Origin of the sequence: Rhizobium freirei PRF 81, assembly GCF_000359745.1 — a bacterium.
In the GTDB taxonomy this organism is placed as follows: Bacteria; Pseudomonadota; Alphaproteobacteria; order Rhizobiales; family Rhizobiaceae; genus Rhizobium; species Rhizobium freirei.
The window spans coordinates 290,800-316,549 of record NZ_AQHN01000056.1 but is presented as its reverse complement, the minus strand read 5'-3'; the positions used below and the strand labels follow the sequence as shown (position 1 = coordinate 316,549).

Below are 25,750 nucleotides of genomic sequence, written 5' to 3'. Positions count from 1 at the left end.
ACTCGCGATCTTTCAGGCTCGCTCTGTGCGCTTCAAGCTTTTGGTGTTTCGCATGTCGTTATCGCAAAACCGCCGCACGCTTTTGCGCGACATGCTTTAAGTTTCTCAGCCGATATGCTGATGGCCGCGCTTGCGGGCGAGCGCGATCTGGCGCTGCCTTTCGCGGTAGCGTTCGCGGTCTTCCTCGCTGCGCTCGTGATAGCAATGGCTGCAGGAAACGCCCGCCTCGTAGAAGGGCGATGTCACTTCTTCGGCGGTGATCGGGTTGCGGCAGGCGTGACAGAGCTTGTGGTTGCCTTCCTTCAGCCCATGCTCGACCGAGACGCGCTCGTCGAAGACGAAGCATGCGCCTTCCCACAAGCTTTCCTCTGCCGGCACTTCCTCGAGATATTTCAGGATGCCGCCCTTGAGATGATAGACCTCGTCGAAGCCCTGCTGCTTCATGAAGGCCGTCGCCTTTTCGCAGCGGATGCCGCCGGTGCAATACATGGCGATCTTCGGCTTGTTGTGCAGGCCGGTATTCTCACGCACCCATTCGGGGAATTCGCGGAAGGTCTTGGTCTTCGGGTCGACCGCGCCCTTGAAGACGCCGATGGCGGTCTCGTAGTCGTTGCGGGTGTCGATGACGATGGTGTCGGGATCGGAGATCAATGCGTTCCAGTCCTTCGGCGCGACATAGGTGCCGACGACCTGAGTGGGGTCGATATCCTCGACGCCCATGGTAACGATCTCTTTCTTGAGCTTCACCTTCATGCGCACGAACGGCATTTTCGACGCGCGGCTTTCCTTGTGCTCGAGGCCGGCAAATTCCGGCTGGGCGCGCAGGAAAGAGAGCACGGTGCCGATGGCCGCATCCGTTCCGGCAATCGTGCCGTTGATGCCCTCATGCGCGAGCAGCAGGGTGCCTTTGACGCCGTTTGCCTCGCAGAGCGCAAACAGAGGCTCGCGCAGGCTTTCGAAGCGCGGGAAGGAAATGAAATGATAGAGCGCGGCAACAAGAAATGCGCCGGTCGCCTCGCGCCGTGGGTCGGAAAGAATGTCGGTCATGGCGGGGAAATACAATTTTGTTGGCTTGCAGGCAATCGGGATTTGCGTCGAAGCCCGGCATCGCCGGCGCAATATGCTGGTCCAGGCCGCATAAACCGCCGAGAAAACGGGCTGGAAGGCCGATTTGGCCGTCGTTGCCCGGAGATCGGCTGCTTCAATCCGCCGCTTCCAGCCAGAGCTGTTTGATGGTTCGCGCCTCGCGCTCGGGCTTGTCGCCGAAGACCCGATGGGCTCGGCTCAGTGCCTCTTTGCGGGCAACCTGCTGGCGCGAGATGATCGCCTCCAGCAGCCGTGCGCGGTCGTCATTGCTGTCGAAGAGATGCGGCTCGCGGTCCGCAACACCGGACAGGATCGACAGGTCGAGATAGCGGCCGAGCACATCGACCAGTGCCTTGGCCTCAAGCTGCTTGGCATGCATGGCGGTCGGCCAGATGTCCCGCAGCAGCAGATGGTTCATCCAACAGTCCTGGCTGCGTTTGCGCAGGTTATGAAAGCTCTCCACATGAGCATCCGTGTCGCCGCATTCGCAGAATGCCTCCATCGCCTTGCGACCGTTCTTGCGCCAGCTCTTCTGGAGCAGCCGTGCCGCATCGCGCCTGCCGCATTCGACCGAAACACTCTTCACTGCCTCGATCGCTTCGAGGCAAGTGTCGATCGCCGCCTGGGCCTTGTCTTCAAGATCGCTCTCCGCCTCGGACAAGCGGTCGCGCCGGGCCGTCAGCACTTCGTTGACGCGGGATAATGCCTGCCGCTCGTCAGGTGCCGTCGCCGTTTCCTGAAGATAGAGGCTGACCTCGATCATCGCAGTCGCGTCACGCACGCTGGAGAGCGTGCGCGCCATGTCTCGAAGCCGGTCATTTTCCTGACGCTGAAATTCCCCGGCGACGGGAGCGATCAATCGATAGAGGGCGCGTACGCGCTTGATGCTCTTGCGAGCGGCATGGACCGCTTCGTGCAGACCTTGCGGGCGATCTTTGAGTACGGTTATCGCCTTGCCGAGTTGATGCACGGCGACCTTATGCATCTCGCCATCGAAGGCCCGGTCAGGCCGTATGCGATAACTCATCGTACTCCTGCTCGAACTGGGTCGCGAGCGCCTGGTTGGAATAGCGGTGTTCGCCGGTCACTTCACGGCCAATCCAGTCCGGCAGCTCCGGATTGTCGTTTTCGTCTTCCATCTCCACCTCGGCGATCACGAGGCCGCGATGAGCGCCGCGGAACACGTCGATCTCCCAGACGAATCCCTTGAAGGGCACCTTGTGGCGGGTCTTTTCGATGACGAGACCGATGGCCGTCCCCAGCAGCTCTTCCGCGTCCTCGACAGGAATCTCGTATTCGAACTCGTCACGCGTCATCGCCTTGCCGATCTTTATCGTCAAGGTGGCATTGCTCTCATTCGTCAGCCTGATCCGCACTGAACGGTCATCCATGGAAGCGATGTATCCTTGTCGCAGAACGAGTCTCTCCGACACGAAATTCCGCCAATGATCGCCGCGCACCAGAAACTTTCGCTCGATCTCTTTTGCCATGCGTTTGACATGCTCCACCGGCACAGATTGAGCTAGCCTATAGCAAGTCACGACGAATTCCTACCCATCGCAGCGAGAGTGAGCTTTTGTCTCGACAAGCACCTCCGGGAAGGCTATTCGAAGGCCGGATTTCAATCGTTTTAAGGGAGCGTACCGATCATGGGTGAGAAAACCGCGAAGCTTCTTTCCATTCTGAAATTGCAGCCGGTCGTGCCCGTGCTGATCGTCGAGGATGCGAAATCGGCTGTTCCTCTGGCCCGGGCGCTCGTCGCCGGCGGCTTGAAGGCGATCGAGATCACGCTGCGTACCGCCGGTGCGCTCGATGCCATCCGCGCCGTGGCCGAGGAGGTGGAAGGGGCCGAAGTCGGCGCCGGCACGATCCTGAACGTCAGCCAATGGGACGCGGCCGTCGAAGCCGGCTCGAAATTCATCGTCAGCCCCGGCACGACGCAGGAGCTTCTCGATGCCGCCCGCTCTTCGCATGTGCCGCTGCTGCCGGGCGCGGCCACGGCGAGCGAAGTCATGGCGCTGCGGGAAGAAGGCTATACGGTGCTGAAGTTCTTCCCGGCCGAGCAGGCCGGCGGCGCGGCCTATCTCAAGGCACTGTCCTCGCCGCTTGCCGGCACGATCTTCTGCCCGACGGGCGGCATCTCGCTGAAGAACGCTCATGACTATCTGTCGCTGCCGAACGTCGTCTGCATCGGCGGTTCCTGGGTCGCGCCGAAGGAGTTGGTTGCGGCCGGCGACTGGGCCGGGATCACCAAGCTTGCCGCCGAGGCCGCCGCGCTCAAGGGCTGAGACCTCGCTTCCGTTCGATTTCGAAGGCGCGCGTGGCTCCATGCGCGCCTTTTTCTATTCAGCGGATTGGTATTTGCGGTTGCGCTTCCTATCTCCCTTTCACCATCAAAAGGACGGAAGGAGCACCACATGATCGATGCCCGCAAGCTGCTGGACCAGTTTTTGGGATCTCAGGTTCCCGGAATGCAGGGAAGCGTCAAGGACAAGGCGACCGAGGTCATCAATCTTGCCCGCGACAATCCAATGGCAACGAGCGCGATCGCCGGTGTGCTGCTCGGAACGAAGACCGGACGTCAGGTTGCCGGCAATGTCCTGACACTCGGTGGCCTCGCCGCTATCGCCGGGCTTGGCTATCAGGCCTACAAGAATTATCGCGACGGCAATCAGCCGCAGCCTGCACCGCAGTCGGACTCCCGGGCCGCCCCGCGGGCCGAGCCGCAATTCCTGCCGCCGCCCTCCGATTCCGGCTTCAGCACGGCGCCGGCCATCGCCAGCGATGATTTCACGCTCTCGCTCGTCCGCGCAATGATCGCGGCTGCCCGCGCCGACGGGCATATCGACGATACCGAGCGTCAGCGCATTCTCGGCAAGGTGCAGGAGGCCGGCCTCGGGTCAGAGGCGGAAGCCTTCTTCCAGCGCGAACTTGCCAATCCCGTTGATCTCGATGCCATCGTTGCCTCGGCGAAGACCGAGGAACAGCGAGTGCAGGTCTATACGGCATCGCGGCTGACGATCGAACCGGACTCCAGGGCTGAGCGTGGCTATCTGGATCTGCTCGCCGGCCGGCTCGGCCTGCCCGATGCGCTGGTCGATCACATCGAGGCGACGGTTGCAGGCGCTACTGCATAATTCCTTAAATCGGAATTGATTTAAGGATAAAATTATGCCGCAGATCTAAAGTGCTACAGCGCCGCGCGGCGCTGTAGAGTCTGAGCCTGATCGGTTGCGGCCGGTTGCCTTTCGGCGGCGGCTAGCCTAAGCCTTCGCCGAAACATTTCATGGCGTGCTAGAGCCTTTCCGCTTTTCCTCGAATCACGAAAATGCTCTATCTCTTTGTTTTTACGCAATTCCGGACGGAAAACCGTTATGCACTTTTCCTGGAATTGCTCTGGGGGGCGGCGATTTGACGGACAAGAAAAGCGACACGCGCTCGGCAGCGATTGCGGCAGGGGTTATTTTGCTGGTGGCAACCGCCGTGCTCTATCTGATGCCGAACGTCATCGTCTGGCTCGGAACGATTTCGCCTTGGCTCGGCACCGGTTTCGGCGTGCTGGTCATCCTGGCTTTCTTCTTCGTGTTCTGGTTGAGGGCGCGCTATCAGCGCCGTAAGGAGCCCTAAGCCGCCGTCAGCTCTGGAGCGAGGCTCCGAGCAGAACGACGCCCGTGCAGACGACCAGCAGCGCGCCGAGAATCTCGATGCTGTTGCCGACCCATGCCGAAAGCCTCGAACCCCTGCCGGTGAAGCGCATGGCGGTGCCCTTGGCGAAAACCGCGATGATGGCGAGCAGCGAAACGGTCAGCGCCGTGCCGATCGACATGGCGAGCACCGACAGCAGCCCGCCGAGATAGAGCCCGTTCAGCATCGAGAAGGTCATGACCAGCAGTGCGCCGGAGCAGGGGCGCAGACCGACGGCGATGATGGCCGACCAGGCTTCGCGGATGCTGAATTTCTCGTTCGACAGCATTTTCGGATCGGGCAGATGGGCATGGCCGCAGGTTTCGCAATAGGCGCCTTCGCCTGTCGCATGGGCGGGGTCGTAGCATTGATAGCCGCCGGCGGCGGCGCTGCGCTGGAAGCCCCGCACCGAATCCGTGCCGGTTGCGGCACCTTCGAAAAGCGACAGGCTGATCGGACCAGCCGATGTCACGAGCTGAATCTCGCGGCGTTGCGCGCGGCTCTGAAGCATCGCCCGCACTTTGCGGAACAGAAGCCAGCAACCGAACAGGATGACCATGACGAAGCTGGCAAGCTCCATGGCGTTGGTCGCCATGGTCATGGTGATGCCTGAGCCGCGCAGGACGAAATAGGCGGCGCCGACGACGAGGACGGCGACAAGACCCTGGATGAGCGCCGAGATGAAGGAAATGCCGATGCCGCGTTTCAGCTCGATCTCGTTGGCGACCATGTAGGAGGAAATGACTGCCTTGCCGTGGCCGGGACCGGCTGCGTGGAAAATGCCGTAAGCAAACGAGAGGCCGATCAGGGTCCAGAGCTGCCATGGGTCCTGGCGCATGGCTTCGATCGATTTGGTGAGCGCGCGGTAGAAGGCTTGCTGCTCGTAATTCACATAGAGGAAGATCGGCGCAAGCGGGCCGCCGGTCGGCTGGAAGCTCGGCTCTGCCGTGCCGATGCCGAGCGGCGAGCCCGCGGCATGTGCGAGACTGGCAACCGCCAGAAAGGCGAGCGCTGCAGCCGGAGCGAGCTTTCCTACTCTCGAAATCAGCATTGAACGTCTATCCGCGTTGCAAAGAGTTTCGACATCGTCGTTCCCGTCGGATCGTTGTAGAAGGCATCCGTCAATGTCGTCTTGTTTTCGGCGATGACTTCATCCGGGTTTGGGCGCACGACCTTCGGTGTGCAGCTTTTGAAGGCTTCCCCTTCCGTAACCAGCTCCTTGTCGTTCGGGAAATCGATCGACGTATAGAGCGTGGGGTCGTAGATGCCGAAGCTGAGCTTGTTGCCCTTGGCCAGCGGCATCGGCTCGGCCGGCTTGACGGCGAAGAACATCAGAAGCTGGCCGTCGCGAAAGTCGACATTGATGATGTCGGGCTTGTCCACCTTGATCGTTTTGCCGTTGAGCGTCAGGTTGGCGTAGTAGTCGTATTCGGCGAGGGATTCGCGTACTGTTTTGCCGACTTCCTTCAGTTCGTCCGGATCGAGCTTCAGATTGGTGTTCTTGTCGAAGTCCATCAGCACGGAGGAGGAGAACACCTCGTCGAAGCGCCAGACATTGCGCAGTTCCTGCACGTTCCCATCTGGTCCTGCCAACACTTCAAGCCGCGCTTCCACGAAAATATGCGGATGCGCCGACACGATGGCCGGTGCAAGCAGCAGGCCGCCGGCGAGCGCGACGGCGTGGACAATCGTGGATTTTCTCATGCGTCCGATGTGTTTCGCGAGCATTGATTCACTTCGACTTCTGGTCAGGAAATGAGACGGAATTGGGACCGGCCGGCTCTCAGCCGTTCTTGCGGAACCAGTTGTGCAGGTAGTCCACAAAGATGCGCACCTTGGCAGGCAGGTAGCGGCGATGCGGATAGACGGCATAAATGCCGCGGTCGGTCGGGAGATAATCGTTGAACAAGGTCAGCAATTTCCCGCTTTCGATCGCCTTGCGGCCGATGAAATCCGGGACGACGGCAATGCCGAGGTCAGCAAGCGCGGCGCGCAGCGTCGCATGCGGACTGTTGACCTCCAGCGTGCCGTTGATGGCGACATTGAAGATGGTGCTGTCGGCATCCACAAAGCGAATACTGCCCTGCGAGCGCGTGTTAGTGTCGATGATGAAAGGCACGCGCGTCAGGTCGCTCGGGTGCTCCAGCGCCGGATAGCGGTCGAGAAACTCCTGCGTTGCGCAGAGGTGGACGCGGAAGTCCGAAATCTTGCGGGCGATCATGCCGGAATCTTCGAGCTTGGTGATGCGCACGGCAACGTCGAAGCCTTCCTCGATCAGGTCGACGAAGCGATCGTCGGCAGCGATCTCCAGCGCGAGGTCAGGATTCTCCTTGGCGAAGTCGATCAGCGATTGCCCGACCTCGGCATCGACGAAAGTGCGCGGTACGGAAATGCGCAGCCGCCCCTTGAGCTGCTGATTGTTCTCGCGCACGAGGTCGGCGAGATTATCGATTTCCTTCAATATGTCGGAGGCTGTGCGATAATAGGTATGGCCGGCCTCCGTCATGGAGAACTGGCGGGTGGTGCGGTTGAGCAGCAGCGCGCCGAGTTCGTCTTCGAGCTCGCGAACATATTTCGAAAGCAGCGCCTTGGAGCGTCCTGTCCTGCGCGCGGCCGCCGAAAATCCTTCGGCTTCCACCACATCTATAAAGGCGCGAATCCGGGTTAATGTATCCATGGCAAAGCCCCCCGCTAACTGTTTCGAGATGTTGAACAAAATGCGTCGATTTGTTCAATTATTTTTTTAGGGCATAGGCAAAAAAATTTCTTGATTATTACCGCGAATGTTCCTATTTCCCGATCAGCCCAAAGTCGCACGTGCCCGTGGGTGTCCGCCGATCCTCGATGTGGTGAGAAAATCGGTAAGGTACCTGGAACTAACCCCTCCAGTCGCTATTTCGGCCAACCGAAAAATGCGAGGACATCTGAAGCAACGACGGTGCGGGCCTTTTTGTTCTCTCCCGGCTTTCCAACAGCCGGGGTTACTGAAGAGGCACACCTTCATTGCCGGAAGTGCGGTTGGGATATTCCCTCCAATCCATGGCAGACAAAGCGAATTAGCGCCGCTTGCGGCACTCGTTCATCATCCGCGCTTCGCGCATTTGCATGGTACCGGGGTCTCCACCGGCTGGTTCCTAAGCGAATGAGCGTCGCCCTTTGTCCTCTGGGGTTTCCCCGGAGCCTTTGGAATTGAAAGGGAATTGACATGACCACGCAGCGTATTCGCGACTTTCTCGCTACCCGACGTCCGGACGGTCCTTGCTTGGTGGTCGATCTCGATGTCGTCCGCGACAACTTCCACGCCTTCCGTCATGCCATGCCGGACAGCGCCATCTACTATGCCGTCAAGGCCAACCCCGCTCCGGAAGTGCTGCGCCTGCTCGCCAGCCTCGGCTCCAATTTCGATTGCGCGTCCGTCGCTGAAATCGAAATGGCGCTCGATGCCGGGGCGACCGCTGCCCGCATCTCCTTCGGCAACACGATCAAGAAGGAGCGCGATATCGCCCGTGCGCATGCACTCGGTATCAGCCTCTTCGCCGTCGACAGCCACGAGGAAGTCGAGAAGATTTCCCGTGCCGCTCCCGGCGCTCGTGTGTTCTGCCGCGTGCTGACGGATGGCGAAGGCGCCGAATGGCCGCTGTCGCGCAAGTTCGGCTGCGTTCCGCAGATGGCTGTCGACGTGCTCGTCTACGCCCATCAGCTGGGTCTGGAATCCTACGGCGTGTCTTTTCACGTCGGCTCGCAGATGACCAAGGTCGACGCCTGGGACGATGCGCTTGCCGATGCCAAGCGCGTCTTCGTTTCGCTCGCCAAACAGGGCATCCACCTGCAGATGGTCAACATGGGCGGCGGTTTCCCAACCAAGTATCTGCGTGATGTTCCCTCGGCCGAAGCCTATGGTAAGGCGATCTTTGCGTCTCTGCGCGCCCATTTCGGCAACCAGATCCCGCACACGATCATCGAGCCGGGCCGCGGCATGGTCGGCAATGCCGGCGTGATCAAGGCCGAAGTCGTCCTGATTTCCAAGAAATCGGACAACGACGCCGCTCGCTGGGTCTTCCTCGACATCGGCAAGTTCGGCGGTCTCGCCGAAACCATGGACGAGGCGATCCGCTACCCGATCCGCACGGTGCGCGACGGCGACGAGATGGAGCCCTGCGTCATTGCCGGTCCGACCTGCGATTCGGCCGACGTGCTCTACGAGAAGAACCTCTATCCGCTGCCGGTGACGCTCACCATCGGCGACGAGGTCCTGATCGAAGGCACCGGTGCCTACACCACGACCTACTCGGCTGTGGCGTTCAACGGTTTCGACCCGCTGAAGGCTTACATCATCTGAGTTTGATATCGCCGCCCCCGTAATCAATCGGGGCGGCACCCTCACAATAGTTCGTCACCACCGCTGATAACGGTATTGGGCACGGGAGGCCAAGATGGCCGCTGTTCTTGATTCTGTCCGCGCATTCTTTGCGCCGTCCACTTTCACTCTCGACCTGGAAAATGCAGGCGATGTCGTTGCGCGCGAAAACCTGCTGGATCGCGCCATGGGTCCCGACCGCCGCAAAAAGTCGTCGGAAAAGCTGCGCCAGGGCCGCGTTCCGGCCGAGGGCCTGGCACTGGTCGCGCGTGATCGTAGCGGCCACGTCATCGGCACCGTCCGCCTCTGGAACGTCGAAGCCGGCGTCGACCGCGAGACGCGCCCGGTCGATGCACTGCTGCTCGGCCCGCTGGCCGTCGATCCCGCCTATGAAGGCAAGGGTGTCGGTTCGGCGCTCATGCGCGCCGCCATCCTGGAAGCCAAGAAGCGCGAGCATGGCGCAATCCTGCTCGTCGGCGATGCACCCTACTACGAGCGTTTCGGCTTCTTCGCTACAAAGACCCGCCACCTTGTCATGCCAGGCCCGTTCCAGCGTGATCGTTTCCTGGCTCTGGAGCTCAAGGATGGCTGGCTCGACAGCGCCGTCGGCATCATCGTCGCCAGCGGCCGCAAGCTTGCCCAGCCGCCGATCGCCAAAACTGCCTGAAATCCCAGGTCCCCTTCGCCCGAGCGGGCGAAGGCGTTTCTATTTGGCCGCCTTGATACCGTCCTTCGCCGGGTCGTAGCCGTCCGTGAGCGTTTTCAGGAAGGCGACGACGTCGGCGATCTCGGCGTCGTTGAGGGCAGGGGTATCGCCGAGCTTGCGGTTCATCGGCGCGTCAATGACGTCGATATTGATCTGATACTGCGCCGGCAGGTCATCATATTTCAGCACCTTGCCGCTCGCATCCTTCGGATAGATCTCCTCTGGATTGGTATCGCGCTTGACGTAGAAGCGCGTCACATCCTCAAGGGTGCGGTAAACGCCGTTGTGGAAGAAGACGTGGCGGGCGCCGACGTTGCGCAGCGTCGGCGTCTTGAACAGCCCGCAATTCTGTGGCTGGGCGGAATAGATGTCACTGCGCAGCGGGCCGCAAATGCCGGTGTCATAATAGCGGGCATCGGCATTGGCCGGAATGGCAGGATTGCGTGGCGCGCCCAAGGCTTCGAACTCGAAATCGGTGAGGTTCGGCATCTGCCCGTCGCCGGTCATTTTGTCCAGATGGCACGAAGCGCAATTGCCCTTGTTCGCATCGTCGAACAGCTTCAATCCCCGCGCTTCCGCATCCGTCAGCACTGCCTTGCCGCGCAGGTAGTAATCGTACTTGCTGGTATAGGGATGGAAAGAGCGTTCCTCGACCTGATAGCGGGCAAGCGCAAAGCCGATCTCCGAAATCATCATGTCCTGATCGTTGAGGATATTGTCGCCGAAGAGCGCCGAAATGTCCTTGCCATACCCCTTCTTCAGCTTGGCGTAGACGGTCGCCGTATCGGCATTCGCCATTTCGAAGGGCGAGATCATCGGCTGCAAGGCCTGCTCTTCCAGCGAATCGACGCGCCCGTCCCAGAACATGCCGCCCTTCGGCACGAGGTTTGCGGCTGGCGCATCGGCCTTGACGATGGCCTGGGCGGTCAGCGGGCCGACAACGGCGGCGGAAGCATTGGCGAGAGCTGCGCCCGATGCTTCCGTCATCGGAGATGCTTCCGCAGCCTCGTCGGCTGTACTCTCGTCTCCGATCGAGAAGGAAGGCGTCGACATCTTGTAGGCGAGGCTCGGCACCGCGCGGATGCCAGGTTGATCGAGATGCAAGCCGCCGAGCTGGATGGTATGGTCATTGGCAGGCGCATAGTGGTTGGCCGGGTCGTGGCAGGTTGCGCAGGACATCTGGCCGCCGCCCGAGAGCGAGGGATCGAAGAACAGCTTCTTGCCGAGCTGGGCAACCGCGCTCAACGTCGGCTGGTCGTCATAGCCGTCCGTGGCAGCACTATTCGTGGCCGGCTCGCTCGCCATGCCGACAGCCGCACCCGGGAGCGAGAGGCCCGCGAGCGCGATGAGCGGCAGGAGACGGTGGTTGATCTGCAAGGGCATTCTCCATCTCCCTTGTGGCTTTACGAAGCCTGATTGCCGGTCTTCGGATCGAGGATCAGCTTCGGCGCATCGCCCTTGGACCAGTCGAACATGGTGTTCAGCGAGCCCGAGATCACATCGAACGAACCGCCGCCAAGGCGCGCGCCGGCCATCCAGTTATCCTCGATGAAGCGCATGACGGAGGTCTGGTCGGTCAGCGTATGGTCGACGAAGTTGACCTTTGCGTAAGGCGAGATGACGATCAGCGGCTGGCGCGTGCCGTAGCCGCAGCGCCCCTGCGCGGGCTGGCCGTTGACGCCGGGCAGCGGCGTGCCGGTGGAGCAGCTGTCGCCGCTCAGCACGTCATAGCCCTTGACGGGGAGCTTCGATGGATTGACGACCGCGTGGGCATGGTCATACCAGCCGTCGGAGTCGTCGTAGAGGACGATGATGGCAGTGTCCTTCCAATCCGGCGAATTCTGCACGGTGTTGACCACCTGCGTCACGAATTCCTGCTCGTCGAGCGGATCGGAATAGCCGGCATGGCCGTCCTGATAGGCGGGTGCCTTCAGGAAGCTGATCGTGGGCATGTTGCCGTTCTTCAGGGCCGCATAGAAGTCGGTCATGTCGTACTGGTGGTTTGCCGCATCGGTCGTGCCGATCGCCGCCACGGAAGACGGGCGAGCATGCGTCGGGTTGGCGGTCGAGGCATAATACTGGAACGGCTGGTGATGCGGAATGTAGTCGACGAAGTTGACCTTGGTGACGGTTGAAGTGGTTGCGCGTTTGCAGCCCGTCGTGCCGTCCGGGTTGGTCAGCGAGAGGTCGAAACCGCCTTCGAAGAAGCCCCAGGTGATCTTGTGATCGTTCAGCATGTCACCGATGTTCCTGCCGTACATCAGCGCCGTCTGGCCGACCGAGCAGACGTCGCCCGTGGGATCGAAGTCGCTGATGGCGGTCCAGCCGCCATTGCCGTCGGGCACGATGCGGCCCTTGGAATAGGTGCCGTCGCTTTCCAGCGTGTAGCCGGGCGGCAGGATGGCGCCGTTGGTCTGGCCCGAGATCAGGTTCAGCGCGCCGGGGGTCGAGGGGCCGAAGTTGGTGGAGAAGGAATTGTCGTTCAGCGCATAGTGCTGGGCGTAGTTCCAATAGGCCGTGACGGTGTTGCCGTCGTAATAGCCCATGACCTGTCCCTTGGTGCCGAAGGCGCCGGCGGCACCCTTGGTGCCCTTGCCGGTATTGGCCGGAAAAAGGTCCATGGCGAAATTGTTATAGGCGGCCTGTTCGGCGGTATAGCCATGGTTCTGCGACTGGGTGGCGGCCTGCGTGCGGTCGAGCCGGAAGGGGGCTGCGGCATCGGCGCCGTTCGCTGTGTTGGTCTTGTTCGGATTGGTGTCGAGAAGACCGGCATGGGCAAGCGTATTGATATCGCTCGGCGTGTTATCGGCGGCCTTGAATGCCGGTTCGCCATCGATATTCGCAGCCTTGGGGTAGGTCGCGAAATAATGGTCGAAGGAGACGTTTTCCTGGAAGATCACGACAAGATGCTTGATCGGTGTCGCGGTATTTGGCGCCGGGCTTACGTCAGCGGCACCGACAGTGGAACAGAGCAAAACAAGGGTAAGCGCGCTGCCGGCTGCAAGGGCGGCGCGACGTGAAAGACTGGTCATCGTCATATCCTCTTCGAGTGGGGGCATTGCCCCGGCGCATGTTGCGCCGCGCCGGGCACAGAGAACTCTTTCGAGCTATCAACGGAGCATGACAGTTCCATGAAGGATGCGGTGATCAGTTTAAACCGCCGCAATCCTCTGTTCGTCAAACACTTGATTCTGCTGTGAGGAAGATCTGGGTCGCACACACGCCCGCCGGATGCGAGCGTGCTGCTACCTTATGTCACGTGCCGTGCCGTCGGCTCGATGGATCGGAACTAGATGTTCTGATCCATCGTCTCGGCCGGGATTTCGTCGGCGCGATGGATGCGCACGACCAAAGCCGGCACGCCGGCGGTGGTGCAGTGCGCAGGAACCGGCTTCACGACGACGCTGCCGGCCGCAACCTTGCTGAAGGCTCCGACTTCAATATTGCCGAGGATCTTGGCGCCGGCGCCGATCATGACGCCATGGCGGATCTTCGGATGCCGGTCGCCGCTCTCCTTGCCGGTGCCCCCCAGGGTAACATTCTGCAGGATGGAAACCTCATCCTCGATGACGGCGGTTTCGCCGATAACGATGCCGGAGCCGTGGTCGAGCATGATCGACGTGCCGATCTTCGCCGCCGGATGGATATCGGGACCGAAGACGAGCGAGACGAGATTGGAAAGCCAACTGGCAATTTCCGTGCGGCCCTCCGTCCAGAGCGCATGGGCGATACGATGCGTCTGCAGGGCGTGGAAACCCTTCAGATTCAGGAGCGCATGCAGATAGGTGGTGCAGGCCGGGTCGCGCGTGCGCACGGCAATGAGATCGGCTTCGGTCGCCTGCAGGATGGCGGGATATCGCGTCAGCACGCCGAACAGCAGCGAAAGCAGGTCGCCATGCTCGATCCTGACGACGCAGAGGCGGGCGGCCAGCACATTGGCAAGGCTTTCGGCATTGGAGCCGCTGGCAAGCAATTGCGCCTGCAGCAGCGGGGCGAGCGTCGGCTCACGGCCCGCAAGTTCGGCGGCCTCGCAACCGATCACATTCCAGACGTCTTCGGCTGGGGCAGGGGTATTTCCGGCTGGTGCCGTTCCTGACTGGGGCATGATCCTGTCTCTCCGTTCAGGCCGAAACGTCGACGACGCCGCAGTCGCCGGCTTCCGAGGCGAAGGCGAGCAGCTTGCCGGATTTGCTCCAGCTCATCGACGTGATCGCGCCCTTGCCGGGCCGGCGCAGAAGCGCCTCCTTGGCGTCGCCAAGTCGCACTGCAAGGATCATGCCGTCGATGAAGCCGATGGCGAGGATATCTTCGGCCGGATGGAACTTCACGCAGGTCGCCATGATATTGGCGCGGCTGCCGAGCTCAAGCGGCGCCTTGCCCATCGGGCCGTCCTTGCCCTGGAAGGGCCAGACGATGGCGGCCGGAGCGCCTGAAGACGCAAGCCACTTGCCCTTGTTGGACCAGGAGAGCGACTTCACCTTGGCGGGATAGCCGGTCATGCGCATATGACGGGCTTCGGCGCCCGGCTTGGCATCCAGCTTCCAGCCGTGCAGGGCGTTCTCCTGCATGGTGGTGACGATGAACTGGCCATCGGGCGAGAAGGTGACGCCCGTATGAGCGCCTTTCCATTCGAGGCTGACCGGCTGCGCGCTCATGCCGACCCAATGCAGCGACACGCCGTTATAGCGGGCGACGGCGATGCGCAGGCCCTTGGGCGCAAAGGCGATGCCTTCGACCGTGCGCTCCTCGGGAAACTCCTTCGTCGTCCCGTCGGACAGGCGCACGAACGTGCTCTTGCCATAGGAATAGGCGACCGCACCCTGCGGGCCGGCGGCGATCTGGCCGATCCATTTGCGCGGCGCTTCGGCCAGCAGCGTTACGGAGCCGTCGGCGGCAATCCGCAGGACCTTGCCGTCCTCGCCGCCGGAAATCAGGCTCTCGCTATGGGGATCGCGGATGCAGGTCAACATCCCCCGATGGGCTTCGGTGACCTTCTCCCCGCCTTCGAGGCGGTGGATGGCGCCGGCGGCGCTGGCGAAGACAGGGGTGTCACCTAAAAATTCGACGGCCAGAACATGGCCGTCGATATCAAGCGGAGCAACAGTCGGCATCAGGCGGATGCCTCGCAGGCCTTGAAGCTTGCTTCCAGCTTTTCACGGTCGAGTTCGCGACCGATGAAGACGAGACGGCTTTCATGCTTCTCGCCGTCCTTCCAGGGACGCTGATGATCGCCTTCGATGATCATGTGTACGCCCTGAACGACGTAGCGCTCCGGGTCGTCCTTGAAGGCGATGATGCCCTTGAGGCGCAGGATGTTCGGGCCCTGCGTCTGCGTGATCTTCTGGATCCAGGGGAAGAAGCGTTCGGCATTCATCTCGCCGCCGCGCAGCGAAACCGACTGTACGGTGACGTCGTGGATCGGCGACGGAGCGTGGTGATGATGGTCGTGATCGTGGTGATGATGATCATGATCGTGGTCATGATGATGGTGGTGATCGTGATCATGATGGTCATGATCGCAATCGGGGCCGCAAACGTGATCCTCGTGATCGTGCTCGAGGAAGTGCGGATCGTTCTCGAGGGCGCGTTCGAGGTTGAAGGCGCCCTGGTTCAGCACGCGGGCGAGATCGACGCCGGAACGGGTCGTCTTGTAGACGCGGGCGGCCGGGTTGATGGCGCGAACGACGTCCTCGATCTGGGCCAGCTCTTCCGGCGATACGAGATCGGACTTGTTGATGACGACGACGTCGGCAAAGGCGATCTGGTCTTCGGCTTCGCGGCTGTCCTTCAGGCGCAGCGGCAGGTGCTTGGCGTCGACGAGTGCGACGACGGCATCAAGTTCGGTCTTGGCGCGGACATCGTCGTCCATGAAGAAGGTCTGGGCGACGGGAACCGGATCGGCAAGGCCCGTCGTTTCGACGATGATGCCGTCAAAGCGGCCGGGACGGCGCATCAGGCCCTCGACCACGCGGATGAGGTCGCCGCGAACCGTGCAGCAGACGCAGCCATTGTTCATTTCGTAGATTTCTTCGTCCGACTCGACGATGAGGTCGTTGTCGATGCCGATCTCGCCGAATTCGTTGACGATGACGGCGTATTTCTTGCCATGGTTTTCGGAAAGGATACGGTTGAGCAGCGTCGTCTTTCCGGCACCGAGATAGCCGGTGAGAACGGTGACGGGAACGGGCTTTTGCGTGGCTGTTTCGGTCATTGGAGCCTCGAAATATGGAAGGTTGCCCCGGGGAGCAGACATTGGTCGGGTTCCATATAAGGAGTTGGAGACGTCAGTTCAAAGGCTTTTATATGTTATAAGATCACATTGGGTGGCGGAGCCGCGGCTGGGCCGTTCGATCAGGCCAGCGTCGACATGTCGAAACGGTCGACATCCTCAAGCAGTTCGACGAGACCTTTGACGGAATGGGCGATCAATCTTTCGCCCGTTTCCGCGGTCGCGACGCTCGCATTGCCGGCTACGCCGCGCTCGCTCAGATCGGACATCTTCCAGCCGAAGGCATGGGGGCCGTAGGCACGAAGATGGTGGAAGTTACGGATGAAATCGGATTGACGGGACGGAAAGTTTTCCGCCTTCGACATGTCGACCTTCTCCGGATGGAGAGCGAGCATGACGGAGGTTTCGATTTCGCCGCCGTGAATGTCGATGGCCTTGTCGTCGGGCGTGATCAGCCCGTCAGGCACGCCGAAACGGGTCCAGCTGGTCGTGACCGCCAGCATGTTGAAGCGCACGCGCGCTTCCGTTGCGACGATGGTCATCAGCGGCGAGTTGCCGCCATGAGCATTCAGCATGACGAATTTGCGGATGCCGAGATTGTTCATCCGTTCGGCGATGCTGAGCCAGCGTTCCACCGCCTCGTCGAAAGCCAAGGTTTTGGTCCCGGTGACATCGATGTGCTCGATGGAGTAGCCGACAGGCTCCGTCGCCAGGAAAGTGACGGGCAGTCTGGCGGGCAGGGCGCCCTTGATGCGGGAAACGATGCCGTCGGCAATCAACGCATCGGTTTCGAAGGGCAGATGCGGACCGTGTTGCTCATAGGCGCCAAGTGGCAGCACCGCGATCCATTTTGCCCGTTCTTCACGGGCCAATGTAGCATCATTGTCGTCGAAACATGGCAAAGGATGCGCCATCTGAGGGTGCGCCTCTTGTTTATGTCAATAACCTGCGCAATGTCATAGCGTGATGGCGCATCGGCGAAAAGGTCAACGGAATCACGATGGGTAAGAAGAACAAGGTCGGGAAGAAAAGTAAGTCAGGTAAGAAGAAGGATCACCGGGACTACACGCTTGCCGATCTGTCGCCGGCATTGACGCAGGCGGCGCGGTCCATGCGAACGGTGATGACCCGCAGCCTGACGGCAAGCGGGCTCTATGCCGGGCAGGACGGCGTCATCCTCGCCCTGGCGGCAAGCGACGGTCTTCCGGCCGGTTCGCTGGCGCAGAAGCTCGGCGTCAAGGCGCCGACGATGACGCGCACGATCGGCCGCATGGAGGCGCAGGGCTTCGTCGAGCGCCGGCCTGATGCCGAGGATGCCCGTCTGACCAAAGTCTATCTGACCGAAGCCGGGCGAAACAGCGTTAGCGAGATCGAAAGTTCGGCGGCGAGCTGCGATGAACTGGCAACGCGCGGCTTCTCCGAAAAGGACGTCCGTTCGCTCGTGCGATTGTTGAAGGCGATCGAGAACAATCTCCAGGCCGGCGATGACGACGAGGATGAAGACGAATTCTGACAATCCCCGAGAATTCGGGTTGCGCGACGCGATTAAAGCTTTTAATTAAAGATTTTAAATTCCGGAATCAAAAAGACGAACGGAATATGTTTACGGCTGCGTTTCACGGGGAGGGAGCGCGTGGCGCAAAAGATAAAGCTTTCTACGATTGCGGAAACGCTCGGCATTTCAACAGCAACGGTATCTCTGGCCTTACGCGATAGCCCGTTGGTCGCGGTCAATACACGCGAGAAGATCAAGGACCAGGCCCGTGCGCTCGGCTATATCTACAACCGCCGCGCAGCCAGCCTCAGGACATCGCGATCGGGGATCATCGGCGTCGTCGTTCACGACATCATGAACCCGTTTTACGGGGAAATCCTGAAGGCGATCGAAAGCGAACTCGATCGCAGCCGGCACACCTTCATTCTCTCCAACCACTATGACTCGGTCGAGAAGCAGCGAACCTTCATCGAGACGCTGCTGCAGCTCGGCGGCGACGGCGTCATCATGTCGCCGGCGATCGGAACGCCGCCGGAAGACTTCGAGCTGGCGGAAGAAAACGGCATGCCGGCCATCCTCGTCGCGCGCCAGATCGACGCGCTCGACCTGCCGACCTATCGCGGCGACGATAGCTACGGCATCTCGCTTGCCACCAACCACCTCATCAGCCTCGGCCACCGCACCATTGCGATGATCGGCGGCACCGACCAGACGTCGACCGGGCGGGACCGCTATCAGGGCTATGTCAATGCGCTGCGCAAGGCGGGCATCGAAGTCGATCCCAATCTGCGCATTCCCGGCGCGCGTTCCAAGCAGGGCGGCTTCGAGGCGGCGGTGCATTTCCTGTCGCTGCCGCAAAAGCCGTCGGCAGCGGTCTGCTGGAACGATCTCGTCGCCATCGGTCTGATGAACGGCATTTCTCGCGCCGGCCTTGTTCCGGGGAGAGACATTTCGGTTACCGGCTATGACGATCTCGAAGAGGCGGCGATTGCGACGCCGGCGCTGACTACGGTCTGGAACGGTCAGGCCGAGGTCGGAAGGCTTGCGGCACGGGCGCTTTTGGATAGACTGGCGGGAAGCCATGAGCCGGATGGTATCCATCTCATCAAGCCGGAAATGCGCATTCGCCAATCGACGGCGCCTTACAAGGCTCGCCAGTAGCAGTCCAGCCCTTCACGGAATCTCTGAACCGCTCCATCTCATTGTGTCCATGCAATTCCGGGCGGGAAGCCGCCGCGTGTTTTCTTGGAATTGCTGCCGTCGCGCCGAACCGTACCGCAAGAGGAAAGATTCATGTCCGATAACCGCATCGCCGTCCTCGTTCCGGGGAAGATACACCCGCGTGTTCTCGAAAGGCTTGGAAAGCAGTTCGCTATCGTGTCCGTCGAGCGTGATGGTGGCCCGAAGGTCGATGCGGAGACTGCAGCCCGTATCCGCGGCGTCGCTGTTTCGGGCGGCTTCGATGCTACCTGGATCGATGCCTTTCCGAATGTCGAAGTCATCGCCAATTTCGGCGTCGGCTATGATGGTATCGACGTCAAACATGCCGCTTCCAAAGGGATCGTCGTCACGAATACGCCTGACGTCCTGAATGATGAGGTCGCCGATACGGCGATCGCGCTGCTGCTGAACACGCTACGGCAGCTTCCGAAGGCGGAAAATTGGCTGCGAGAGGGACGCTGGGTTAAGGAAGGGGCGTTTCCGCTCTCGCCCTTCTCCATGAAGGGGCGTCGCGTCGGCATAAACGGTCTCGGCCGTATCGGCTTGGAAATTGCCAGGCGGCTGGAACCGTTCAAGGTGAAGATCGGCTATCACACGCGCTCACCGCGGGACTCGCTGCCCTACGACTACTACCCGACCCTGAAGGAAATGGCGCAGTCGGTGGATACGCTGATCTCCATCGTGCCGAAGACGCCGGAAACGCACAAGGTCATCAACGCCGAGATCCTGTCGGCGCTCGGGCCGCAAGGCGTGTTCATCAATGTCGGCCGTGGCTGGTCGGTCGATGATGACGCGCTGATTGCTGCGCTCGGCAACGGCACGCTGGGAGCTGCGGGCCTCGATGTGTTCTACGACGAGCCCAATGTACCGGCCGGCTACCTCTCGCTGCCGAATGTCTCGCTGCTGCCGCACGTGGCGTCCGCCTCGGTGCCGACGCGCGACGCCATGGCCGATCTCGTGGTCGACAATGTCATCGAATGGTTCGCCAAGGGCCAGCCGGTGACGCCGGTCCCGGAAACGCCGATCAAGCTGCGCGGCTGATCACGCCGCTTTCTGCGGATAGAACATTTCCAGGAAAACTGCGCAGCGGTTTCCGCGTCCGGAATGCGTTGGGAAATGGGAAGATGGAGCTTTTTCGCGCATTCGAAGGAATGCGGAAGAGCTTTGCTTTATTGAGCGGCGGCGAGCCGCTCCTTGCTGGCCGCATAGTCGCGCACGGCATCGCCGAAGGCGACGAAGAGCTTGCGCGACGGCGAATCCGTCTCGGCCCAATATTCCGGATGCCATTGCACGCCGACAGCAAAGGCCTTGGCGCCGATGACGGAGACGGCTTCGATGGTGCCGTCTTCGGCCAGGGCCTCCACCTGCAGTCTCGGCGCCGTCTCGGCGATCGCCTGGCGATGCAGCGAGTTGACGCGCACTTCGCCCGGGCCGACGATACGGGCGATGCACGAGCCCTCCTTGACGAAGACGCTCTGGCGGATCGAATACATCGTGTCCCGGTCGACATTCTGCGGCTTGCGATGGTCCCAGATGCCGGGCTGCTCCTGGATCTCGCTTGCCAGCGTGCCGCCGAGCGCGACGTTCAATTCCTGAATGCCGCGGCAGATGGCGAGCATCGGAATGGCGCGCTCGATGGCGCGGCGGATAAGCGGCAGCGATGTCGCGTCGCGCGCCGGATCGAAGGGGCCGTCGCCTTCTCGCGCTTCTTTTCCATAAAGCGACGGATGCACGTTGCTGGCAGAACCGGAGACGAGCAGGCCGTCAACCCGGTCCAGAATGGCGTCGGCATCGTTGCCGTCTTCCAAAGCCGGCACGATCAGCGGCATCAGTCCAGCTGCCTTGACGGCAGCGCGGACATATTGCTGCTGCACCGCATGCCAGGTCGCTCCGTCGAACTCGCGGATGTCGGCGGGGATGGCGATGATTGGTTTGGACATTCAGAGCTCCGGAAGGTGCAAAACGGCTATTCGCTGCGATCCCTGGAAGACGAAGATGTCAATCCGAGGGCGGATTATCCTTGCTTTCAATCTACGCGCATATAGGCCTGTCGGCAACGCGGAGTGGTTTCACTAAGGCTTTGCCTTCATTCGTCACAAGGATGTACAGGAATCGCCATAATGCGATGCGAGAGCAAACTTGAAAGACCGTGTGCGGCGTGGTTAGCTCCATCGCTTGCGCCAGATCGGGGAGCGTTCCGCTCTCCAGCATAGCCGTCCGTATGGGAGATTTCGATGGATCGCCGTTCCTTCATAAGGCGGGCAGGAGCAGTTGGCGCAGGTGCTGCCGCCTCCACGCTTGCAAGCCCGGCTCTGGCTCAGGAATATCCAAAGATCACCTGGAAGATGACGTCGTCCTTTCCAAAAAGCCTGGACACGATCTACGGCGGCGCCGAGGATATCGCCGCTCATGTTTCCGACGCGACGAACGGCAATTTCACCATTCAGGTCTATGAGGCCGGCGAAATCGTGCCCGCTGCGCAGGCCGCCGACGCGGTAAGCGCGGGAACCGTCGATGCCGCGCATACCTGCTCCTATTATTTCGCGGACAAGGATCCGACCTACGCCATCGGCACGACGCTGCCGTTCGGCCTCAATGCCCGGCTGACCAATGCCTGGTTCTACCAGGGCAACGGCAACAAGCTGATGAACGAGTTCTATGCCACGCAAGGCATGTTGGGGCTTCCCGCCGGCAATACCGGTGCGCAGATGGGCGGCTGGTTCCGCAAGGAAATCAACACGCTCGACGATCTCAAGGGCCTGAAGATGCGCATTGCCGGCCTGGCTGGCAAGGTGATGCAGAAAATCGGCGTCGCGCCGCTGCAGGATATTGCTGCCAATGACGTCTATGGCGCATTGGACAAGGGCACAGTCGACGCCGTCGAATGGGTCGGCCCCTATGACGACCTGAAGCTCGGGCTGCAGAAGATCGCCAAATTCTACTATTATCCAGGATGGTGGGAGGGCGGTGCCTTGGTGCACGCCTTCTTCAATCTGGAAAAATGGAGCGGGCTGCCGAAGAACTATCAGGCCATCCTCACCGGCGCCTGTGCTTTCGCCAATACCAACATGCTGGCGAAATATGATGTGAAAAATCCCCAGGCGCTGAAGGACATCGTGCAGCAGGGCGTGACGCTGCGCCCCTTCAGCCAGGAGATCATGGAAGCCTGTTTCCAGGCAGCCAACGGGCTTTATGCCGATCTGTCCAAATCCAATGATTCCTTCAAGCGCATCTATGCGGATCAGGTCGCCTACAAGAAGGATGCGTATCTGTGGATGCAGCTTTCAGAATATACGTTCGATACATTCATGATGATCCAGCAGCGGGCGGGCAAGCTCTGATACGTATTGCGCAAGTGTCCCATGATGTTTTATTTTCTTTATTAGCCATTTAAATATTGTCCCGGCGTTCGAGTTCACTTGGGACGATTGCACGAATACGATGCGTATCGTGACCTAAATTCAACCTAAGTTGCCGACATAATTGGAAAATCTGTCCATATACGTGCTATTTGGGCAATCAAATTTTAAAAAGTTTCCACTAGGGTGTCCGCCGCATCAGGGGAACTCTGAATGAAGCCTCCAAGCCCGGACACCGTACCGACGGATGTTTATCTGTCGTTCGTCAGTTCGCTTTTCGGAAACCGTAAAACGCTGTTTACGGGCGTGGCCGTTCATATCCTCACCTATGTCGTCGTGTTCATGAGCACGCGCGCCAGCATCTATCTCGTTCTTTGCCTGGCTTTTGCAGCCGTCTTCGTGCTGCGGATGTATTCGTTCCGGCTCTTCGACGCGGCCGACAAGCATAATTTTACGCGCGCCGATATTGCGAGTTGGGAAACACGCTATGTCATTGGGGCTGCGGCGACCGCATCCATACTCGGCGTCGGCAGTGGCTATGCCATTCTGATCGTGCAGGATCCTCTGGCGGAATTCATCTGCATCGCCGTAACCATGGCGTCGATGGTATCGATCGTCGGCCGCAACTACGGTTCGCAGAAGGCGATCGATCTCCAGACCCTTGCCTGCTGCCTGCCCATCATCATCGCCTGTCTGATGTCGGAGCAGCTCTATAAGGCGATCGTTTCCATCATGCTCGTCCCGTTCGGACTGACGACGCGCGCTATGGCGAACGGCGTGCGCGAATTTCTCTACAAGAACGTCATCGCCTCGCGCGAGATATCGCAGATCGCCGATCGGTTCGACACCGCACTCAACAATATGACGCATGGCCTGTTCATGCTCGACGCGCATAACCGCATCCTCGTGGTCAATCGCAAGGCATGCGAGCTCCTGAATTTCTCGCATCAGGAACAGCTCAAGGATTGCGAATTCGACGTGGTGCTGCGTTACGGCGCGCGTCATGCCTTCATCGACGGGTCGCTGCCGGGGCTCATTCAGCGGCAGATGGCGCAGCTCGTCAGCGGCACGCTGTCGCGCACCCTGATCCAGTTCAATGAAGATCAGTTTCTGGAGTTTTCGGCGAGCCGCCGCGCCGATGGCGTCGTCATCCTGATTTTCGAAGATGTGACGGTGCGCATCCGAGCGGAGCGCAAGATCCTGCACATGGTGCGCTACGATCCTCTGACGGGGCTGCCAAACCGCGAATATTTCGTCGAGCTCGTCAAAGAAAAGCTCGCTGCGCGCAGCGGCGAAAGTCAGGTCAGCATTCTCGTGCTCGACGTGGACGACTTCAAGCATGTCAACGACACCAAGGGACATGTGACCGGGGATCGTCTGCTGGTCGCTATCGGCGAGCGCTTGAAACAGCTTGCGGGCTCCGCGGTACTTCCGGCCCGTCTTGTGGGCGATCAATTCGTGCTGTTCTTTCCAAATGAGAGCAATGAGTCCGATATCGATTCGCGCGTGCGCGCATTGCACGCCGCGATGACCGGTACGTACGATGTCGATGACAACAGCTTCCGGATATCATTCAGCGGCGGTTATGTCACAATGTCGAGCCGCGAGTTTCGGCCGGAGGAATGGCAGATCAAGGCCGATCTGGCACTGTTCGATGCCAAGCTGCGGATGAAGGGAAGTTGCAGCGCCTTCGAGCAGGAGATGGATGCGCGCTATGTCGAGCGGCAAAAGCTGAAGGACGATCTGCGCGAGGCGGTGGAGGCCGGCAATCTGCTGGCTATGTATCAACCCATGTTCACGCCGGACGGCGCCCGCATCGATTGCTGCGAGGCTTTGGCGCGCTGGACTCATCCGGAAAAGGGTTCGATCCCGCCAAACATCTTCGTGCAGATCGCCGAAGAGATGGGCATTGTCGGCGGCATCACCCGCTTCATGATCAATCGGGCCTGCCGGGATTGTGCTTCGTGGCCGGGGCAGGTCGCGGTATCGGTCAATCTCTCGGCGCAGGATCTGCGCAGCAACGATATCGTCCATATTGTCGCGGAAGCGCTCGACGCATCGGGGCTGGAGCCCACGCGGCTGCATCTCGAAGTGACGGAAAGCTGCTTGATGGACGAGATGGCGACGGTTCGTTCCATTCTTGCCGATCTGCGCGCCAAGGGCATCACGATCGCCATCGACGATTTCGGCACGGGTTTTTCAAGCCTCAGCTATCTCGATTCCCTGCCGGTGGACGTCGTCAAGATCGACCGCTCCTTCGTTCGCGACATTACGACGGACAGCCGCCGTTTCAAGCTTCTGTGCGGCATTGTCGATCTTTCCCGCGCTCTTAGCCTCCACATCGTGATCGAGGGTGTCGAGACGCTGGAGCAACTGGCGCTGATCGTTGAGAGCAATCTCGCCGATATCATCCAGGGATACGTATTCTCCACGCCCGTGCCTCAAGAGCAGGTTATCGGAATGGTGGAGAGCCTCGCCCGCCGGCAGTCGGGGCTGCGGCACGATCACGTCGCCTGATCCCTCGGCGGCCCTCCGGGTCATCCTCCGCCATTGAGGCCGTTCGCAGCGATCGCTCGCCTCTTTGAAAGCCATCGGACGGGATGGCGTGATTGGCGCAGGCTGATTTCCCCATATTAAAATGGAGAGCCGAAGCTGCGAGAGCGCGGCCTTGTAGCAATGGAAGCTAGAACTGCTTTCGAAGCCTCAACCTTTGCCGGTATTTGCCAAGAAAATTAACCTTAATGAACGAATAGTTAATAAAATTTAAAACAAATATTGATCAAGTTTTCTATTAATACCAAAGATATTCCGTTAACCATCACGGAACATTAACTATGACTCATATGAGTACTTTGAAAAACAGCTTCGCCGGCAAGCTGATGGAGGTGCTCGATCACGTGGAGTACCGCCGGATCGAAAGCAGCGAGGACATGGAGGATGTCGCGCGGCTACGCTACAAGGCTTACAAGGCACGCGACGTCCTGCCGGTGGCCGCCAAAAACCTGATCGATGACATCGATTTCGACGATCACGCCTATGTCTTCGGTGTCTACTATTACGAAGAGCTGGTGAGCACGGTGCGAATACACCACGTCACGCCGGATCATCGGGTATGCCAGTCGACCGGCATCTTCCCGGACGAGATTCATGCCTTCCTCGATGCCGGCATGACGCTCATCGATCCCGCGCGCTTTGCCGTGGATCCCGATTTCGAGCTGGAACTGCCGGCTCTGCCCTATCTGACGTTGAGGCCGGCGATTGTTGGTGCCATCTATTTCAACACGGATCGCGTGATGCAGCATGTCCGACCGGCCCATGCGGCGTTCTACAAGCGTGTTTTCTATGCCGATACGGTCGTGCCGCCACGCATGACCAAGACCTACGGCTTCGAACTGACGCTGCTGGCATCGCGGTCGAAGGAGATCCGCGGGAAGCTGATGACGCGATATCCGTTCTTCGATTCGGAGCCCTACGAACGGCGCATGATGTTCGGCCGCAACGAGGACAACGGCTCACCGCCTCTGACCATCCTGCCGACCGCGCGGCTGGCAAGTGGCGGGCGGCGCGAGATTCGCGGACAATTCGGCTGACCTGTGCACGGATGCGACCTTCT

24 protein-coding genes are annotated in these 25,750 nt (G+C 60.3%); 11 read left to right on the top strand and 13 right to left on the bottom strand.

Annotated features, from left to right (window positions below; all coding sequences use genetic code 11):
* Nucleotides 1-105 precede the first annotated feature (105 nt).
* The 3 genes from trhO to RHSP_RS13460 all read right to left on the bottom strand — a co-directional run bounded on the left by trhO (nucleotide 106) and on the right by RHSP_RS13460 (nucleotide 2,576).
* Entirely contained in the window at nucleotides 106-1,047 is a 942-nt protein-coding gene (trhO, locus tag RHSP_RS13470; RefSeq protein ID WP_037151717.1) for an oxygen-dependent tRNA uridine(34) hydroxylase TrhO, read from the bottom strand.
* Between the two features lie 154 nt (nucleotides 1,048-1,201).
* Nucleotides 1,202-2,113 (bottom strand): CHAD domain-containing protein, encoded by a 912-nt coding sequence (locus tag RHSP_RS13465; protein WP_004117701.1) that lies wholly within the window; start codon nucleotides 2,111-2,113, stop codon nucleotides 1,202-1,204.
* A complete protein-coding gene (locus RHSP_RS13460; protein WP_037151713.1) occupies nucleotides 2,091-2,576 on the bottom strand; it encodes a CYTH domain-containing protein in 486 nt (161 codons plus the stop codon). Before RHSP_RS13460 ends, RHSP_RS13465 begins: the two co-directional genes overlap by 23 nt.
* 159 nt (nucleotides 2,577-2,735) lie before the next feature.
* Between RHSP_RS13460 and RHSP_RS13455 the strand changes: the two genes are divergently transcribed.
* The 3 genes from RHSP_RS13455 (at nucleotide 2,736) to RHSP_RS13445 (ending at nucleotide 4,713) form a co-directional block, all read left to right on the top strand.
* Nucleotides 2,736-3,374 carry a 2-dehydro-3-deoxy-phosphogluconate aldolase gene (locus RHSP_RS13455; RefSeq protein ID WP_004117697.1) on the top strand — a complete coding sequence of 213 codons (639 nt, stop codon included), beginning with the start codon at nucleotides 2,736-2,738 and terminating at the stop codon, nucleotides 3,372-3,374.
* A 129-nt stretch (nucleotides 3,375-3,503) separates the two neighbouring features.
* Nucleotides 3,504-4,223 (top strand): tellurite resistance TerB family protein, encoded by a 720-nt coding sequence (locus RHSP_RS13450; protein WP_004117695.1) that lies wholly within the window; start codon nucleotides 3,504-3,506, stop codon nucleotides 4,221-4,223.
* 274 nt (nucleotides 4,224-4,497) lie between these two features.
* The gene (locus RHSP_RS13445; RefSeq protein ID WP_004117692.1) at nucleotides 4,498-4,713 is read left to right on the top strand and encodes a hypothetical protein; all 216 of its coding nucleotides are present in this window, start codon (nucleotides 4,498-4,500) and stop codon (nucleotides 4,711-4,713) included.
* A 7-nt stretch (nucleotides 4,714-4,720) separates the two neighbouring features.
* On the opposite strand, the gene RHSP_RS13440 is transcribed toward RHSP_RS13445, so the two are convergent.
* The 3 genes from RHSP_RS13440 to RHSP_RS13430 all read right to left on the bottom strand — a co-directional run bounded on the left by RHSP_RS13440 (nucleotide 4,721) and on the right by RHSP_RS13430 (nucleotide 7,447).
* Nucleotides 4,721-5,821 carry a nickel/cobalt transporter gene (locus RHSP_RS13440; RefSeq protein WP_004117691.1) on the bottom strand — a complete coding sequence of 367 codons (1,101 nt, stop codon included), beginning with the start codon at nucleotides 5,819-5,821 and terminating at the stop codon, nucleotides 4,721-4,723.
* Nucleotides 5,815-6,474 carry a DUF1007 family protein gene (locus RHSP_RS13435; RefSeq protein ID WP_037151978.1) on the bottom strand — a complete coding sequence of 220 codons (660 nt, stop codon included), beginning with the start codon at nucleotides 6,472-6,474 and terminating at the stop codon, nucleotides 5,815-5,817. Before RHSP_RS13435 ends, RHSP_RS13440 begins: the two co-directional genes overlap by 7 nt.
* 79 nt (nucleotides 6,475-6,553) lie before the next feature.
* Nucleotides 6,554-7,447, bottom strand: a complete 894-nt coding sequence (locus tag RHSP_RS13430; RefSeq protein WP_004117689.1) for a LysR family transcriptional regulator — start codon at nucleotides 7,445-7,447, stop codon at nucleotides 6,554-6,556.
* A 528-nt stretch (nucleotides 7,448-7,975) separates the two neighbouring features.
* Here RHSP_RS13430 and odc2 point away from each other — a divergent pair.
* Nucleotides 7,976-9,109 carry an ornithine/lysine decarboxylase gene (odc2, locus tag RHSP_RS13425; protein WP_037151710.1) on the top strand — a complete coding sequence of 378 codons (1,134 nt, stop codon included), beginning with the start codon at nucleotides 7,976-7,978 and terminating at the stop codon, nucleotides 9,107-9,109.
* A gap of 94 nt (nucleotides 9,110-9,203) precedes the next feature.
* Nucleotides 9,204-9,794: a GNAT family N-acetyltransferase gene (locus RHSP_RS13420; protein ID WP_004117686.1), complete on the top strand. Its 591-nt coding sequence runs from the start codon at nucleotides 9,204-9,206 to the stop codon at nucleotides 9,792-9,794.
* Between the two features lie 39 nt (nucleotides 9,795-9,833).
* Here RHSP_RS13420 and RHSP_RS13415 read toward each other — a convergent pair whose 3' ends face one another.
* From RHSP_RS13415 to RHSP_RS13390, 6 genes are all read right to left on the bottom strand, one after another.
* Complete coding sequence (locus tag RHSP_RS13415) at nucleotides 9,834-11,216, bottom strand: cytochrome-c peroxidase (RefSeq protein ID WP_037151706.1); 1,383 nt, start codon at nucleotides 11,214-11,216, stop codon at nucleotides 9,834-9,836.
* Between the two features lie 20 nt (nucleotides 11,217-11,236).
* Nucleotides 11,237-12,865, bottom strand: a complete 1,629-nt coding sequence (locus tag RHSP_RS13410; protein WP_037151975.1) for a phospholipase C — start codon at nucleotides 12,863-12,865, stop codon at nucleotides 11,237-11,239.
* Nucleotides 12,866-13,122: 257 nt separating this feature from the next.
* Nucleotides 13,123-13,938: a serine O-acetyltransferase gene (cysE, locus tag RHSP_RS13405; protein ID WP_004117678.1), complete on the bottom strand. Its 816-nt coding sequence runs from the start codon at nucleotides 13,936-13,938 to the stop codon at nucleotides 13,123-13,125.
* Nucleotides 13,939-13,954: 16 nt separating this feature from the next.
* Nucleotides 13,955-14,944, bottom strand: a complete 990-nt coding sequence (locus tag RHSP_RS13400) for a WD40 repeat domain-containing protein (protein WP_004117677.1) — start codon at nucleotides 14,942-14,944, stop codon at nucleotides 13,955-13,957.
* The gene (locus RHSP_RS13395) at nucleotides 14,944-16,044 is read right to left on the bottom strand and encodes a CobW family GTP-binding protein (protein ID WP_037151703.1); all 1,101 of its coding nucleotides are present in this window, start codon (nucleotides 16,042-16,044) and stop codon (nucleotides 14,944-14,946) included. The genes RHSP_RS13400 and RHSP_RS13395 overlap by 1 nt, the downstream gene beginning before the upstream one ends.
* Nucleotides 16,045-16,184: 140 nt before the next feature.
* Nucleotides 16,185-16,976: a creatininase family protein gene (locus tag RHSP_RS13390; RefSeq protein ID WP_004117674.1), complete on the bottom strand. Its 792-nt coding sequence runs from the start codon at nucleotides 16,974-16,976 to the stop codon at nucleotides 16,185-16,187.
* 86 nt (nucleotides 16,977-17,062) lie between these two features.
* Between RHSP_RS13390 and RHSP_RS13385 the strand changes: the two genes are divergently transcribed.
* The 3 genes from RHSP_RS13385 (at nucleotide 17,063) to RHSP_RS13375 (ending at nucleotide 19,819) form a co-directional block, all read left to right on the top strand.
* Complete coding sequence (locus RHSP_RS13385; RefSeq protein ID WP_037151700.1) at nucleotides 17,063-17,575, top strand: MarR family winged helix-turn-helix transcriptional regulator; 513 nt, start codon at nucleotides 17,063-17,065, stop codon at nucleotides 17,573-17,575.
* A gap of 120 nt (nucleotides 17,576-17,695) precedes the next feature.
* A complete protein-coding gene (locus RHSP_RS13380) occupies nucleotides 17,696-18,718 on the top strand; it encodes a LacI family DNA-binding transcriptional regulator (RefSeq protein WP_004117670.1) in 1,023 nt (340 codons plus the stop codon).
* Between the two features lie 132 nt (nucleotides 18,719-18,850).
* The gene (locus RHSP_RS13375) at nucleotides 18,851-19,819 is read left to right on the top strand and encodes a 2-hydroxyacid dehydrogenase (protein WP_004117668.1); all 969 of its coding nucleotides are present in this window, start codon (nucleotides 18,851-18,853) and stop codon (nucleotides 19,817-19,819) included.
* 128 nt (nucleotides 19,820-19,947) lie between these two features.
* Here RHSP_RS13375 and RHSP_RS13370 read toward each other — a convergent pair whose 3' ends face one another.
* On the bottom strand, nucleotides 19,948-20,718 hold the full coding sequence (locus RHSP_RS13370; RefSeq protein ID WP_004117666.1) for a gamma-glutamyl-gamma-aminobutyrate hydrolase family protein: 771 nt from the start codon (nucleotides 20,716-20,718) through the stop codon (nucleotides 19,948-19,950).
* A 294-nt stretch (nucleotides 20,719-21,012) separates the two neighbouring features.
* Here RHSP_RS13370 and dctP point away from each other — a divergent pair, with 294 nt between their 5' ends.
* From dctP to RHSP_RS13350, 3 genes are all read left to right on the top strand, one after another.
* Nucleotides 21,013-22,119 (top strand): TRAP transporter substrate-binding protein DctP, encoded by a 1,107-nt coding sequence (gene dctP / locus RHSP_RS13360; RefSeq protein WP_004117664.1) that lies wholly within the window; start codon nucleotides 21,013-21,015, stop codon nucleotides 22,117-22,119.
* A gap of 231 nt (nucleotides 22,120-22,350) precedes the next feature.
* Nucleotides 22,351-24,654, top strand: coding sequence for a putative bifunctional diguanylate cyclase/phosphodiesterase (locus RHSP_RS13355; protein ID WP_004117662.1), 2,304 nt, complete (start codon nucleotides 22,351-22,353; stop codon nucleotides 24,652-24,654).
* Between the two features lie 317 nt (nucleotides 24,655-24,971).
* Entirely contained in the window at nucleotides 24,972-25,727 is a 756-nt protein-coding gene (locus tag RHSP_RS13350; RefSeq protein ID WP_004117659.1) for an N-acyl amino acid synthase FeeM domain-containing protein, read from the top strand.
* Nucleotides 25,728-25,750: the final 23 nt, after the last annotated feature.